This window comes from Bartonella sp. bp_1, assembly GCF_055808085.1.
Map to the genome: position 1 here is coordinate 910,101 of NZ_CM147851.1, position 13,882 is coordinate 923,982.

At 42.1% G+C, this 13,882-nt stretch carries 16 protein-coding genes; 7 read left to right on the forward strand and 9 right to left on the reverse strand.

Annotated features, from left to right (window positions below):
- The 3 genes from ACYZ97_RS04490 to ACYZ97_RS04500 are packed head-to-tail and all read left to right on the forward strand — an operon-like array spanning position 1 to position 2,405.
- Positions 1 to 780, forward strand: a complete 780-nt coding sequence (locus ACYZ97_RS04490; RefSeq protein WP_473300278.1) for a TatD family hydrolase — start codon at positions 1 to 3, stop codon at positions 778 to 780.
- A 3-nt stretch (positions 781 to 783) separates the two neighbouring features.
- Complete coding sequence (locus ACYZ97_RS04495; protein WP_473300279.1) at positions 784 to 1,581, forward strand: MBL fold metallo-hydrolase; 798 nt, start codon at positions 784 to 786, stop codon at positions 1,579 to 1,581.
- A complete protein-coding gene (locus ACYZ97_RS04500; RefSeq protein WP_473300280.1) occupies positions 1,578 to 2,405 on the forward strand; it encodes a nucleotidyltransferase domain-containing protein in 828 nt (275 codons plus the stop codon). Before ACYZ97_RS04495 ends, ACYZ97_RS04500 begins: the two co-directional genes overlap by 4 nt.
- A 55-nt stretch (positions 2,406 to 2,460) precedes the next feature.
- Here the strand turns inward: ACYZ97_RS04500 and ACYZ97_RS04505 are convergent, their stop codons facing one another.
- The 6 genes from ACYZ97_RS04505 to cbiE form a co-directional block, all read right to left on the reverse strand.
- Positions 2,461 to 3,273, reverse strand: coding sequence for a methyltransferase domain-containing protein (locus tag ACYZ97_RS04505; protein ID WP_473300281.1), 813 nt, complete (start codon positions 3,271 to 3,273; stop codon positions 2,461 to 2,463).
- Entirely contained in the window at positions 3,263 to 4,234 is a 972-nt protein-coding gene (locus tag ACYZ97_RS04510; RefSeq protein WP_473300282.1) for a bile acid:sodium symporter family protein, read from the reverse strand. The genes ACYZ97_RS04505 and ACYZ97_RS04510 overlap by 11 nt, the downstream gene beginning before the upstream one ends.
- Positions 4,235 to 4,285: 51 nt before the next feature.
- Entirely contained in the window at positions 4,286 to 4,813 is a 528-nt protein-coding gene (locus tag ACYZ97_RS04515) for a gamma carbonic anhydrase family protein (RefSeq protein ID WP_473300283.1), read from the reverse strand.
- A gap of 13 nt (positions 4,814 to 4,826) precedes the next feature.
- Entirely contained in the window at positions 4,827 to 6,152 is a 1,326-nt protein-coding gene (hflX, locus tag ACYZ97_RS04520; RefSeq protein ID WP_473300284.1) for a GTPase HflX, read from the reverse strand.
- 41 nt (positions 6,153 to 6,193) lie between these two features.
- The gene (gene hfq, locus ACYZ97_RS04525; RefSeq protein ID WP_473300285.1) at positions 6,194 to 6,433 is read right to left on the reverse strand and encodes an RNA chaperone Hfq; all 240 of its coding nucleotides are present in this window, start codon (positions 6,431 to 6,433) and stop codon (positions 6,194 to 6,196) included.
- Between the two features lie 132 nt (positions 6,434 to 6,565).
- Positions 6,566 to 7,801, reverse strand: coding sequence for a precorrin-6y C5,15-methyltransferase (decarboxylating) subunit CbiE (gene cbiE / locus ACYZ97_RS04530; RefSeq protein ID WP_473300286.1), 1,236 nt, complete (start codon positions 7,799 to 7,801; stop codon positions 6,566 to 6,568).
- Here cbiE and cobG point away from each other — a divergent pair.
- Genes cobG through cobJ form a run of 4 tightly spaced genes read left to right on the forward strand, consistent with a single transcriptional unit; the run spans position 7,765 to position 11,947 of the window.
- The gene (gene cobG / locus ACYZ97_RS04535) at positions 7,765 to 9,213 is read left to right on the forward strand and encodes a precorrin-3B synthase (protein WP_473300287.1); all 1,449 of its coding nucleotides are present in this window, start codon (positions 7,765 to 7,767) and stop codon (positions 9,211 to 9,213) included. The two genes, cbiE and cobG, sit on opposite strands and share 37 nt — an antisense overlap.
- The gene (locus ACYZ97_RS04540; RefSeq protein ID WP_473300288.1) at positions 9,206 to 9,832 is read left to right on the forward strand and encodes a precorrin-8X methylmutase; all 627 of its coding nucleotides are present in this window, start codon (positions 9,206 to 9,208) and stop codon (positions 9,830 to 9,832) included. The genes cobG and ACYZ97_RS04540 overlap by 8 nt, the downstream gene beginning before the upstream one ends.
- Positions 9,833 to 9,836: 4 nt before the next feature.
- Complete coding sequence (gene cobI / locus ACYZ97_RS04545) at positions 9,837 to 10,577, forward strand: precorrin-2 C(20)-methyltransferase (RefSeq protein WP_473300289.1); 741 nt, start codon at positions 9,837 to 9,839, stop codon at positions 10,575 to 10,577.
- Positions 10,574 to 11,947, forward strand: a complete 1,374-nt coding sequence (gene cobJ, locus ACYZ97_RS04550) for a precorrin-3B C(17)-methyltransferase (RefSeq protein WP_473300290.1) — start codon at positions 10,574 to 10,576, stop codon at positions 11,945 to 11,947. Before cobI ends, cobJ begins: the two co-directional genes overlap by 4 nt.
- Before the next feature lie 10 nt (positions 11,948 to 11,957).
- Here the strand turns inward: cobJ and ACYZ97_RS04555 are convergent, their stop codons facing one another.
- The 3 genes from ACYZ97_RS04555 to folP form a co-directional block, all read right to left on the reverse strand.
- Positions 11,958 to 12,377 (reverse strand): hypothetical protein, encoded by a 420-nt coding sequence (locus tag ACYZ97_RS04555; protein WP_473300291.1) that lies wholly within the window; start codon positions 12,375 to 12,377, stop codon positions 11,958 to 11,960.
- 84 nt (positions 12,378 to 12,461) lie between these two features.
- Positions 12,462 to 12,986: a 2-amino-4-hydroxy-6-hydroxymethyldihydropteridine diphosphokinase gene (folK, locus tag ACYZ97_RS04560; RefSeq protein WP_473300292.1), complete on the reverse strand. Its 525-nt coding sequence runs from the start codon at positions 12,984 to 12,986 to the stop codon at positions 12,462 to 12,464.
- Positions 12,976 to 13,812: a dihydropteroate synthase gene (gene folP, locus ACYZ97_RS04565; protein ID WP_473300293.1), complete on the reverse strand. Its 837-nt coding sequence runs from the start codon at positions 13,810 to 13,812 to the stop codon at positions 12,976 to 12,978. The genes folK and folP overlap by 11 nt, the downstream gene beginning before the upstream one ends.
- Positions 13,813 to 13,882 lie beyond the last annotated feature (70 nt).

The following is a 13,882-nucleotide window of genomic DNA, read 5'->3' on the forward strand; positions in this document are numbered from 1 at the left end:
ATGTTGATCGATAGCCATTGTCATCTGGATTTTGATGTTTTCGAGCCCGAGTTTGACGATATTATCGAACGGGCGCGTCTTGCTAGCGTTGAGAAAATTATAACTATTTCAACCCATGTTGCACGCTTGCAGCGTTTATTAGATATTGCGGGGCGATATGGACATATTTACTGTTCCGTTGGTACACATCCCAACAGTGCACATGAAGAACCTGATGTAACTGCAGAACAGTTGGTAAAACTGAGCGCCCATCCTAAAGTTGTAGCGATAGGAGAGGCTGGACTGGATTATCACTATGATTATTCTACGCCCGCACAACAAAAAAAGAGCTTTTTGGAACATATTTCAGCCGCACGGGAAACTCAACTTCCCTTGGTTATCCATGCCAGAAATGCCGATGATGATATGGAAGATATTTTAAGGCAGGAAAGCAGAAAGGGGACATTTCCTTTTATTCTTCATTGTTATTCATCCGGCAAAAAATTGGCACAAGCGGGTATCGAGCTTGGCGGATATATTTCATTTTCTGGGATTTTAACCTTTAAGTCGGCACCGGAAATTCGTGAAATTGCACAACATGTCCCGCATGATCGTCTTCTTGTCGAGACAGACGCTCCTTTTTTAGCGCCAGTACCTTATAGAGGTGAGACAAATGAACCTGCCTATGTTGTTGAAACAGCAAAAATGCTTGCCAAAACATTAGACGTAGATTTCTCATATGTTGCGCAAAAAACGACAAGTAATGCATTGCGTTTATTTGCAAAAATAGAACGGGAGTAGGGCGTGACTTATCGCTTTACAATCCTTGGCTGCGGATCCTCCCCCGGTTCTCCTCGTCCAAATGGTGATTGGGGAGCTTGTAATCCCAATACCCCTAAAAACAGACGTTTCCGTACATCATTGCTTGTTGAACGCTTGAAATCGAATGGCGATAAAACGGTTGTAGTTATTGATACAGGACCGGATTTTCGCTCGCAGATGATTGATAATAATGTCACCTATCTAGATGGTGTTGTTTATACACATAGTCATGCTGATCACACGCATGGCATTGATGATTTGCGAAGCTTTGTGATGGGGCGTAACAGGCTTATGGATATATATGCCGATGCGTCAACTTTTGACCGGTTGGACGAGGGATTTGGATATTGCTTCAAAACACCGTCCGGATCAAATTATCCACCAATTCTAACCGCCCATATCATCAATCAAAATGATAACTTCTCCGTTTCTGGCGCAGCAGGAGATATTATTTTTTCACCCCATTATCAGAAGCATGGTGATATCCATTCTCTAGGCTTCAGAATTGGAGATGTCGCTTATTGTACCGATGTCAGTGCATTTCCAGATGGCATAGAAGAAAAACTTGCTAACCTTGAAGTTCTTATTATTGGCGCTTTACAGTACCGTTCACATCCCAGTCACTTTTCAGTTGACGAAGCTTTAAGTTGGATCGAGCGCTTAAAACCCAAGCGAGCTATTCTTACGCATATGCATATCCCTCTAGATTATGATGTCGTCATGCAAGAAACGCCTGATAATGTTGAGCCAGGCTACGATGGATTGAGTTTTGAAATATGAAATATTTACGGTCTATTCCATCCAGTATGGATGCCAATATTGTCGGGTCAATTGATCAACGTTTAAAAAATGTTGAAAGACAATATAATGTCCGTATTCTTCATGCAATTGAAAGTGGGAGCAGGGCATGGGGCTTCCCTTCTCCAGATTCCGACTACGATTGTCGTTTTATCTATGTGCGTCCTATCGAGGATTATTTGCAGCTTTATGCAGAGCGTGATGTGATAGAAACACCACTTGATAAGATATACGATGTTAATGGATGGGATTTAATTAAAGCACTTAGACTTTTGCATTCTGGTAATGCTGTGGTGCTGGAATGGTTACAATCGCCGATTATTTATCAGTCTGTTGAACCATTCAGAACTGAATTGCTTGAGCTGGCTATTGCAACCTTTAATTACAAAAAGGTATTTTACCATTACCTAAATTTGGCGCGCAAACAGATGGCGCTATGGTTGCATGATGAGGTTAAACTAAAAAAAATATTCTACATGCTTCGCCCAACCTTTGCCTTACAGTGGCTGATGGAAGGTCATCTAGGTATTGTACCTATGGAATTTTCGACCCTGCTGGAAGAGTGTCTAGTGGAGAAGTCTCTTTTGGACTTGATTCATGAGCTTATGGCTCAAAAGGCAATAACACGCGAATTGGGAAGCGGAAAAATAGCCGAGCCTATCTTAAGCTTTCTATATCAAACCATACAAAGGGCTGAAGATTTTATTCAGAATGATGAAAATGATAAATTGGAAAGCAAGGAATCGATAAAAGACTTAAATAACTTTTTCTATAAGTGGATAAAGTTAAATGGGGAATGCAATTAATCGAATTATTATTTTTCATACAATTATCGCATAAGATATATTATGGAACTTTTGTCTATGCGGTTAGCTGTGCAACATAGAGATGTCCTTCAACAGGTTTGCCTTGTTCAGCTCTGACAATTATTGGATCGACCGCAAGCAAATTCATTTTATTTTCTATTAAAAGTTTACGAACATAGCTTTGTGTATGGGCAAAACGTTGATAAGGACCGACAATAAAATTGCAATCGTTAAACATTGCTTTTGTTTGTGTTTCACTCGAGAAGATAAATATCCCATCTTTTTCAAGACACTTTGCAATGCTTGCCATGAAAGCTGACAATTCTCCCATGTAAGGCAAAACATCGGCAGCTGTTATCAATGACCATGACTGTATATAATTTTCTTTGAGATAACTTTCAGCATCGGCAATAAATAATTGATCATAATCACCTTTTTCATGAGCGATAGCAATCATGTTTTCGGATAGGTCAACGCCGATACGATGACTTGTTTGATCATATAAGGCTTCGCCCACCAATCCGGTGCCACAGCCAAGATCAAGAAGTCGATCAAAATGGTTTAGTCCTAGAGATTCAATCCGTTCTCGCATCAGATTGGGCACGTCGTAACCCAGCTGATCGACTAAGATCATGTCAAAAACATCAGCCGTCTGATCAAAAAGGGTTGCAACATAAGCCTTGGGGGCTGTGGATGGTGTTGCCGCCTTCCCTATGGAAGCTAAACGGACAATAACACCGCCATGATCTTCAGGATCAATAGCCAAGGCAGTATGATAAGCTTTGGCTGCACCTTCATAATCACCGGCTTTTTCGCACTTCAGTCCTTCATTATAGGCTTTTTCAAGTGCATCCTCATCAATCTTCATTGGTATTCATCTTTCGTTCGGCAAAATGCTGGGCAATAACACTGCATGCCATGAGTTGGATTTGATGAAATAGCATGAGCGGTAAAACAATAGGCCCTACAAGCGCAGCGGGAAATATGGCACTAGCCATAGGTGCGCCGCTTGCAAGGCTTTTCTTCGAACCACAAAACATAATTGTGATACGGTCTTTTTTATTAAAGCCCAAAATTTTTGATCCATACCATGTTATGGCTAAAACAATAGCAAGCAAAGCGAGGTTGAATGCAGCCATAACAATAAGATCTTGCCATGACATCTTGCTCCAGAGCTTCCCGACGACTGCCTCACTAAATGCCATGTAAACAACAAGAATAATTGAACCGCGATCTACAATGGAGGTCAATATTCTATGGGTGCGTATGAAATTGCCAATCCAGCGTTGTAATATCTGGCCTAAAATAAATGGCACAAGTAACTGTAACAAAATACCTTCGATTGCACTGGGCGATATATGGGTTTCACCGCTAGCGCTAAATAATAGTCCGACCAATAAGGGCGTGATGAACATACCTAGAATATTGGATGTTGACGCAGAAACAATGGCAGCCGGTACATTACCTGAAGCAATTGATGTGAAAGCAATAGAAGATTGCACAGTAGAAGGCAAAACACATAAATAAAGAATGCCGAGATAAAAAGCCGAGTCCTTGAAGCCGGGAATAACCCAGCCTGAAAGAAGACCAATCAATGGAAATAGTATAAATGTGCAGCATAATACGGTTAGATGTAGTCGCCAATGTACAATGCCGGCAACAACGGCTTCTCGTGATAACCGGGCACCGTGCAGAAAAAACAACATGGCGACAGAGAAGTTTGTAAATAAGCCAAACCAATAGGCCGCTTTACCCTGAATGGGTAGAAAGCTCGCCAGCAAAATAGCAGCAATCAACATGCATAAAAATTTATCGAATAAATATTTCATCAAGGGCCGCCGATAGTCATTATTGCAAGATCTATATTCTGGAATAGAATTTTATTTTTTCTTTTCCAAGCTCGATTGATAACGTGTTATTTTCTCCTGATAATGTTGGGCTCCTTCTGAAATGATTTTTCCTTTCATTTCATCAATTACTGCAACAGCTTTGGCAGGAGCTCCCATAATCAAGGAGTTTTCTGGAAAAATTTTTCCTTCAGTAACAAGGCTCGCGGCCCCGACAATTGAGTTCTTTCCTATATGGGCGCCGTTCATGATGATGGCTCCCATACCAACCAGAACATTATCCTCAATTGTACAACCATGAATGATGGCACGATGACCGATTGTACAGTTTTTACCAATTTTGACCGGGAATGATGAGTCGACATGTATGATGGCTCCATCCTGAATATTGGAGCCATCGTCAATTTTGATTATATCATTATCTGCGCGAAGAACGGCTCCGAACCAGATACTGCAATTTTCACCAATATGCACATTGCCGATAATATCGGCGTTTTCAGCAACCCAAGAGGATTTTTCTGCTATTTGCGGACTGTTGCCGTCAAGAGCATATATAGCCATAATTTTACCTCCCCTATGATATTAATTTGCGAAAAGCAGCTTCACCTTTTTGCGTCAGGTCAACATCAACAGTCATAGTTCCTTTTTCATCCACATCACAAACTATATTTTGGCCATTATTGTAAAGCCAATTCATCAGGCCGAACTGATGGGCCTTCAGATGAAAGGAAATGCGTTTACTTTTCCCGTAGATAAGCTGTTCAAGCGTATCAAGTAGTGGCTGAGCACCCTCGCCCGTAACAGCTGAAATCGGTATTGCAATATGACTGTTAGAGTGGGCTGCATCAAGTAATATTGTATGTGATTCAGGTTCAAGCATATCAACTTTATTCCAAACCTCGACAATTCGTTCACGATTGTCTGTATCCACACCTAGATCGTGCATGATTTTATTCACATCGGCAGCATGTGCATTATGATCGGGATCAGACATATCTCGCACATGCAGGATAATATCGGCTTCAATCACCTCTTCCAATGTGGCACGGAAAGCCGCAATGAGATGCGTTGGCAAATCGGTAATGAAGCCGACTGTATCGGAAAGAATAATTTTTTGGCCATGTGGAAGCGTTACATGGCGTAAAGTCGGATCCAGTGTTGCGAAAAGCATATTTTTTGCAAAAACCTTCGCGCCAGTCAGATGATTAAATAGGGTTGATTTTCCGGCATTGGTATAACCGACTAGCGCAACAACAGGATGTGGCACTTTTTGACGTTTGTCCCGATGAAGCTTTCGTGTTTTGACAACTGTTTCAAGTTCGCGCCTGATCCGGAGGATTTTATCCTGCAATATGCGTCGATCTGCTTCAATCTGTGTTTCCCCCGGGCCGCCAAGAAATCCACTACCGCCTCTCTGACGTTCTAGGTGGGTCCAGCTTCTGACAAGGCGCCCTTTTTGATAGTTGAGATGGGCAAGCTCAACTTGCAACACCCCCTCTTTTGTTCTGGCACGTTCGCCAAAAATTTCAAGAATAAGTGCTGTTCGGTCAATAACCTTGCAATTGATATCTTTTTCAAGGTTCCTCTGTTGTACAGGGGTTAGCGTTTGATCAACAACAATAAGGTTTATTTCGTCTTCATTAACCTGCTCTGCCAGCTCTTTCACCCATCCAGAACCGATGAGCGTTGCCGGTGTAATTTTATTTAGTTTAATGTCAATGCAACGAACAACATCCAGTGCAATGGCATGGGCAAGACCAACAGCTTCAGCACAGCGTGCAGAAACCGAACGCATTTTTTCTTCGGCAGCACGCACTTCAACAATAGGAACAACGACAAGCGCCCTGACGTTTGGCGGTTTATGAGAAATCAGGTCATGTCGGGATTTTTGCTCAGTCAATTGAAGTCAACTCGAACTTAAAATCCCTGGTCATTACCACGCTATTCTGCCTCTTCGCTTTCCAGCATTTGAACAGGCTGACTCGGCATAATGGTTGAGATAGCATGCTTATAAACCAATTGTGAATGGCCGTCCCGACGTAGCAATACACAAAAATTATCAAAGGAGGTAACGATACCGGTCAGCTTCACACCATTTACAAGGAAAATCGTCAATGAAATTTTCTGCTTGCGAACGGCATTAAGAAATAAATCCTGAAGATGTTGGGAGCGTTCTGCCATTTTTTTTATACCTTTTGTAGAGAACCGCAAAAACAAACTATTACTCTGCCTCAAGGGCCGAAATCAAGCTTTTCTATGACTTTAATCAAGAAATAATAATTTATCCATGACTAAATCAGTATATTGCATGGCTTACTTATTCGCAATCATGATAGTTATGGGCAAAGAAGGCCTCCATATCTGATATTTTCCCAGATCATCGGCGTTTGAAATAGAAATTTTTAGCAATTTCGCTCCAATATTACGCCGTATCATCATCATCATCTGTTCGCTTTCATGGGTAACAGCGGTTGCGACTAAAATGCCGCCTTCTTTAAGCGCCTTCCAGCACCATTCAAAAACACCATCATCACTCAATCCACCACCAATAAAGATAGAATCAGGTGGATTTAATTTATCAAGGATGTGGGGAGCCTCTCCATCAATGATTTCCAAGGCAGACATGCCTAATCTTTGACGGTTTTTTTCTATATTCTTAATGCGTTGTTGGTCTTTTTCGATTGCAAAAGCTTGCATGTGTTGACCAGATCGCAACCAATCTATGCTGATCGCACCACTCCCTGCCCCGACATCCCACAATAACTGTCCGTTACGAGGAGCAAGATGGGTCAGAACGATACTACGTATGTCCTGTTTTGTAATCAGTCCATCATGGATGAAGGCTGAATCCGGCAGCACCCCTTTATTATTCTCAATCTCACCCATTTTTATGCCATACCGACAATCAAGTGCAATGACATGCAAATCATCAAAATTTTGCAATGTCGGTATATCCGGGTTGAAAGATTGGATTTCTTCATGAGCTCCGCCAAGATGGCTTAAGATGGTTATCGAACTATCTGTCCATCCCTGCGATGCAAGATAGGCTGCCAATTGATTTGGCGTATCGCCATTGTGCGGTAAAATTAAAAATTTCTTGCCTGGTTTTAAGTGATGCCATGCCTTACTTAAAGGGCGCCCATGAACAGAAAGACAGGTAATATCCTGTAAAGGCCATCCCATACGGGCAGCAGCAAGTGAAAATGCAGATGAATGTGGGATAATAAGCATTTCTCTGATATCAAAATATTTGCAAAATGTTGCACCTATTCCAAAGAACATGGGGTCTCCGCTAGCAAGCACAACAACTTTTTCATTGCGCAAGGCTGAAATGTCATCGATGACATTAAGAAGAGGCCGAGGCCATAGATGCCTTTGTGCCGGATAGTTTTCATTCAAAAAAGATAAGTGCCGCTGTCCGCCAAAAACATGTTTGGCTTCTTGCAAAAGCTTAAGACTTCTTGCACTTAGCCCTTCAAGCCCATCCTCTCCAATACCGATGATGATGAGCCATGGCTGAGGCAATTTATGTTTATTTTCTTCAATCATATTTTGAAGCTTTAAATATATGGGATATGAAGGGCAAGTTTGTTTTGACATGGATTATAGGATCGCTTGATTTGTTAACACCATCACAACAGGATAAACGGCGAGCTGCTTGCCCGGGATTTTATAGAATGCCGACTGCTAATGACGGCTTGCTTTGCCGTCTCAAATTATCACTTTCACAAATTACGACACCACAAGTAAAATGCCTTGCTGATGCGATTCTAGCTTATGGTAATAACTGTCTGGAATTAACCAATCGTGGTAATGTCCAATTGCGAGGCATTAAAGAAGATTTCCGTCTAGCATTGATTGATCATCTTACTATGGGAAATCTTGCACCAAAAACGCAACAAGGCGATGATGTTCGCAATGTTATGATCAGTTCAACTGCGGGTATAGATCCATTCGCTAAAATTGATACGCGGCCGATTGCCGTAAATCTTCTTGATATGTTGCAATCAGATGCAATTTATCAACGCTTGTCGCCCAAGTTTTCCCTCTTCATTGACGGGCAGGAATCAACAGCACCGCTTTTCCATATTAACGATATCTGGTTGTCTGCCATAAATGCAGATTTTTTTTTGATCGGCATTGATAGCGCCCCCCTTGTCATAGACTGTAACGATAAAATAATCGGAGCCATTCAAACACAAGATGTCAGATTGACAATTCGAACCATATTGGATGTTTTTTTATCCTATCAGCACCATAACCCGGCAATAAAACGGATAAGAGATATAACAAAGGTGGGCCGGTTAACAGACTTTATTGCCGACATAAAAACAAGACTTCCTGGCCTTGACAGAGAAGCACTTTATACCAACCGCACAGCTGCAAATCATGGCATGTTGGGTATTGGAGAGCAAATCCAAGAAAATAGATTCTATGTCAGTATAAAACCACCTTTAGGTAGGCTCAATAATTCGCAATTGAATGATCTACTTGCTCTTACAACGTATAGACAAGAGAATAGCCCCCTTATTGTATCAACTTGGCAAAGCATCATTATTCCTAATTGTACACTGCAAGAATCTGAAACCATTTTGGAAAATGCACAACAACATTGGATAACCGATAAAACAGATACTCTAAGCGCTATACGGTGCTGTGTCGGAGCGCCTTACTGTGCTGCGGGCAAAGCGAATATTCAATACGCAGCCAGAGAACTGGCCGGTAAACTTGAACGAAGTTATAAAATACACTTGAGCGGTTGCGAGAAATCATGCGCAACAAATACGGCTAAGCCGCTTACCCTTCTGGCAATTGATCTTGACCATTATAATCTATATGCCGCTGAAGAAGGCAGTTTAAATAAATTCGGTCGACTTATCGCCCAAAATAAGACGATTGATGATATTGCAATGATAATCAACAACGACCGACAAGAAGATGAAAAGCGATACCATGTTTGAATATATCCGTGATGGAAAAGAAATCTACAAACTTTCTTTTCAGACAATCCGTCAAGAAGCGGATCTATCTACTGTACCACATGATTTGGAAAAACTCGTAGTACGTATCATCCATGCTTGTGGTATGCCATCAATTACAGATGCTATTGACTTCTCGCCAAATGCGGGAGCAATAGGGCGACAAGCATTACAACAGGGGGCGCCTATTCTTTGTGACTCTATGATGGTTGCCAATGGCATAACGCGAAGCCGTTTGCCTGCGGATAATCAAGTGATATGTACATTACAGAATAAAGATGTGGCAAATCATGCGACCCAGATAAATAACACCCGTTCAGCTGCTGCTATTGATTTTTGGGGCGAGCAAGTGGATGGTGCAATTGTTGCAATCGGTAATGCACCGACCGCCCTCTTCTATCTGCTGGAAAAAATGGCAACGACACAGATCAAGCCAGCCCTTGTTTTGGGTTTTCCTGTCGGTTTTGTCGGTGCGGCAGAGTCAAAAAAAGCCCTTTCTCAAAATAAAGCCGATATAGCTTTTGTCACATTACATGGCCGCTTAGGTGGAAGCGCCATGGCTGCAGCCGCAGTTAACGCTCTCGCTAGTGAAGTGGAATAACTGTATGACCAAAGGAACACTATATGGCGTTGGTGTTGGCCCGGGGGATCCAGAGCTAATTACGGTTAAAGCTTTAAAAGCGATTGAAAAGGCTGATATTATTGCCTTCCACCAAACGCGTCGACAAGAAAGCAAAGCGTTAGCGATAGCGAAGCAGTATATCGATACAACAAAACATCGTATGGTTCCCCTCACCTATCCGATAACAACAGAAGAAAATGCCTTGTCCAAAACTTATTATGAGGCGCTGGACCATTTTTATATTGATACGATTAATAGGTTAAAAGAATCCCTTGATATCGGTCACAATATTGCTGTCCTGACGGAAGGTGATCCGTCTTTCTATAGCTCATTTATGTATATTCTGGATGGCTTAAAAGGTAATTATCATGTTGAAGTCATTCCGGGCGTATCTTCTGTTTTTGCAGCAGCCGCAGCAGCGCAGACTTCTCTATGCTATCGCAACGAGACTTTTACAGTCTTGTCGGCGGTCTTGCCTGAAGAACAATTGGTTGAAAAGTTAAACGCCGGTGATGCTTTTGCAATTTTAAAAATAGGACGCAATTTTACAAAAGTTCGTAATGCTTTAAAAAAAACGGGGCTAGAGGAACAGGCATATTATATAGAGTGGGCTTCGCATCATCATGAGCGCATACTAAGTATTGATCAGGTCAAGCCTGATGAATGTCCCTATTTTTCAATTGTTTTAGTGCCAGGAAGCACTTGGCGCGAGCAGGCAGAATGAAACCATTACATATTTTTATTCTTAATAAGGCTGCACTTGAGCAAGCAAAGAAACTGCAGCATTTTTATCCTCAAGCTTGTATTCTGATACCGCGCAAAATTGAAAATCATGAGGGCCTCTATTATGATGATTTCAAGCAAGCCTTGCAAAACTCTTTTCGTGAAGGAGCTTCCATCGCTGCTTTTTGTGCGAGCGGTATTCTTATTCGTATTCTTGCCCCCTTGTTGCATGATAAGTTTAATGAACCAGCTGTTCTTTCAATTGCCGAAGATGGTACTTCAATTGTTCCATTACTTGGTGCCAATGCAGGTGCCAATAAACTTGCTTCTTATATTGCGGATTGCCTTGGCGGTCATGCTGCGATTACCACATCAGCCGAAATACGTTTTTCAATCAACTTGTTAAATCCGCCAGATGATTTGCAACTTATAAATCCTCAACACGCGAAGAGCTTTATCGCAGATATGCTAAATGGTACGGCGATCTCTCTTAAGGGCAAGCATCCGTGGCTTGAACAGGTGAAGCTTCCCATTAAAAGTGGGGCAACCCATCTCATTGAAATAACAGAGGAAAAAAAAGAAGGTTCAGATAAGCACCTTGTCTATCTTAAGAAACATAAAAACAAGGGAAAAATCACCGTTGTCGGGTTAGGCCCAGGAGCTCTTCAGTATAGAACCCCCGCTGCATCCAAGGCAATTCAGAACGCCGATATTATTATGGGATATGATTTTTATATCAGGCTGGCAGCTCCATATATGCCTCATCAAAAAATTATAGAAAGTGATAACCGTATGGAGCTTGCACGTGCGAAAGAGGCGCATGTGCTGGCATCCAAAGGCTACAAGGTTGCATTGTTGTCTTCTGGCGACCCTGGTATCTTTGGTATGAGTGCGGCTCTTATGGAGGCTTGGGAATCGATCGGAAGTGATGATATTCAGGTTCAGATCGAGCCAGGAGTTAGTGCGGCAATGATGACGTCTGCACGTGTTGGCGCACTTTTAGGGCATGATTTTGCTGTTATTTCGCTTTCTGATAACTTGAAGCCATGGTCGATCATAGAAAAAAGAATTAAGGCGGCAATAGAAAGCGATCTGGTTATAGCATTCTATAATCCAGTATCGAAAGCTCGGCCTAATCAGATTATTCGCTGTATCGAGCTTTTACGTGAACATTGCCATAATGAACGTTATTGTATTATCGGCTCGGATATTGGGCGAGAACAAGAAGCAACAAAAATTGTAACACTGTCAGAACTCAATTCGTCAGACATTAACAGCCGCTCTACTTTATTAGTCGGTTCGTCGCAAACGCGCGTTTTTATTAAAAATGGCATGGAATACGCTTACACGCCACGCCATTATCCAAAATGACGTTTTATATTTAGCCTGCCGGTTTGGTCGCTGTTTTGACGGCTGCTTTTGCTGCAGCATCTTTTGCAGCCTTTGCCTCGGCCTCTAACTGGTCGGCACTTTTAGGCGATGTATCAACAACAGAGCGTACTACGCCATTTGCTCCGATAACACATTGTGCATCACGTACATCTACTTTCAGAATAACAACATTTGAACCATCATTTTGAGTACGAGAATCAACTGCATGGATGACACGTGTTGGCAAATAATATTTGTTGGCTGCCGATACAATACAGGCATTGGCCATATCAGGATCAACATTGTTTTGCGTAATGTTGAATGATGGCAGTATAACACCTGAGCGGCGTGACGGATTTGTCATCGTACAGGCAGAAAGGACACAGATAGATGCCGTTGCAATGATACTGGTTTTAATAAAGAAACGCATGCGTTTTCCTAACCCTTTATTGGGAAATTGCTTGTTCGGAAAGCGTCTTTAGCGCTTTTTTCCATTGTCGTCATCTATAAAATATCAATGTTGTTTTTTCCACCAATCTTCCCCCTGCTCTATCTTCACAATTTCGGCATCATCATTGAGCATTCGGGTCCAGTCCAAAATACTGCGATTTTCAATTTTTAATTTTCCTGCAATCTCACACAAGGGATAAAGGACAAAACCGCGTTCGAAAAGGCGGGGATGTGGCAAGGTAACAGTTTCAGATTGATAACGCGGATAGGCTTCCATATAGAGAATATCGATATCCAATGTACGCGGCCCCCAACGGACAAGGCGTTCACGCTTATGGTTCTTCTCAATAGCAAGACATAAAGCCAGAAGTGAATCGGGCTCTAGTGTTGTTGTGATTTTGCAACAAATATTAAGAAAATCCGGTTGATCTGTTACATGCCCCCATGGTGGTGTGCGATATAAGGAAGAAACAGCAAGAACCTGACAATCAACATTTTGCTCAAGATGGGAAAGAGCATCGTGCATGATTTGGGCTGTATTATCCAAATTGCCCCCCAACCCTAAAAAGGCGGCCGTTTTAGATTTCATTGCTGTTATCCATCATAGCATCAACAACATTAAGGGCATCTTTATTAAACGCTACATTATGGACACGAAAGATTTTAAAACCTGAAAGCCGCAGTATAACAGATGTTGAAGCTGTTCCTACATCACGCAGAACCGGCTCGTCCCGGCCTGTAAGCGCACCGACAAAACGCTTGCGCGATGTGCCAGCAAGAAGAGGAAAGCCGAATTGTTTTAGCTCAGCGGCCCGTCGCATCAGTTCAAGATTATCCTTATATTCCTTGGCAAAACCGAAACCCGGATCCAGCACAATTTGTTCACTTTTAACCCCCGCCGATCTTGCAATAGCAAGAGATTTATCAAGGAACAATTTCTGATCTTCAATGACATCAGGATGAACTTCACGTTCTCGTCCTGTATGCATGATCACAAGACCGGCATTATAGGCTGCACATATATCGGCAATTTCCGGTTCTTTTTGTAATCCCCATACATCATTTATAATATGTGCGCCGGCCTCAATCGCCAAACGCGCAGTCTGGGCACGGTACGTATCAACCGAAATAATCATGTCATGAATGGCTGATAGTCTTTCCAGTACCGGCAGCAAGCGTTTTTGTTCTTCTTCTGCTGAAATCTGGTATCCATTCGGGCGGGTAGATTCAGCGCCCACATCAATAATGGCCGCCCCTTGGTCAAACATATAGCGCGCGGAATCAATGATCTCTTCAATGTTTTTATAACGACCACCATCAGAAAAGGAATCCGGTGTAACATTGAGAATGCCCATTAAAATGGCATGACCGGACAGATCGATTTCCTTGTGATGAGCCAGCTTCCATAGTGCCATTCAATTCTCCGTTTTTTTCTCTGAAAGGCTTTATCCTGCCCGATATCTTGATTATGATGAATTGAAATGA

Bases quoted from the DNA above. Each gene is read 5' to 3' on its own strand.
- hfq (WP_473300285.1), bottom strand. From the start codon at position 6,433: ATGGCAGAACGCTCCCAACATCTTCAGGATTTATTTCTTAATGCCGTT.
- ACYZ97_RS04555 (WP_473300291.1), bottom strand. From the start codon at position 12,377: ATGCGTTTCTTTATTAAAACCAGTATCATTGCAACGGCATCTATCTGT.
- folP (WP_473300293.1), bottom strand. From the start codon at position 13,812: ATGGCACTATGGAAGCTGGCTCATCACAAGGAAATCGATCTGTCCGGT.
- cbiE (WP_473300286.1), bottom strand. From the start codon at position 7,801: ATGATTGAAGAAAATAAACATAAATTGCCTCAGCCATGGCTCATCATC.
- cobI (WP_473300289.1), top strand. From the start codon at position 9,837: ATGACCAAAGGAACACTATATGGCGTTGGTGTTGGCCCGGGGGATCCA.
- ACYZ97_RS04490 (WP_473300278.1), top strand. From the start codon at position 1: ATGTTGATCGATAGCCATTGTCATCTGGATTTTGATGTTTTCGAGCCC.
- ACYZ97_RS04500 (WP_473300280.1), top strand. From the start codon at position 1,578: ATGAAATATTTACGGTCTATTCCATCCAGTATGGATGCCAATATTGTC.
- ACYZ97_RS04510 (WP_473300282.1), bottom strand. From the start codon at position 4,234: ATGAAATATTTATTCGATAAATTTTTATGCATGTTGATTGCTGCTATT.
- ACYZ97_RS04515 (WP_473300283.1), bottom strand. From the start codon at position 4,813: ATGGCTATATATGCTCTTGACGGCAACAGTCCGCAAATAGCAGAAAAA.
- cobJ (WP_473300290.1), top strand. From the start codon at position 10,574: ATGAAACCATTACATATTTTTATTCTTAATAAGGCTGCACTTGAGCAA.
- ACYZ97_RS04505 (WP_473300281.1), bottom strand. From the start codon at position 3,273: ATGAAGATTGATGAGGATGCACTTGAAAAAGCCTATAATGAAGGACTG.
- ACYZ97_RS04540 (WP_473300288.1), top strand. From the start codon at position 9,206: ATGTTTGAATATATCCGTGATGGAAAAGAAATCTACAAACTTTCTTTT.
- cobG (WP_473300287.1), top strand. From the start codon at position 7,765: ATGGCTGAGGCAATTTATGTTTATTTTCTTCAATCATATTTTGAAGCT.
- folK (WP_473300292.1), bottom strand. From the start codon at position 12,986: ATGAAATCTAAAACGGCCGCCTTTTTAGGGTTGGGGGGCAATTTGGAT.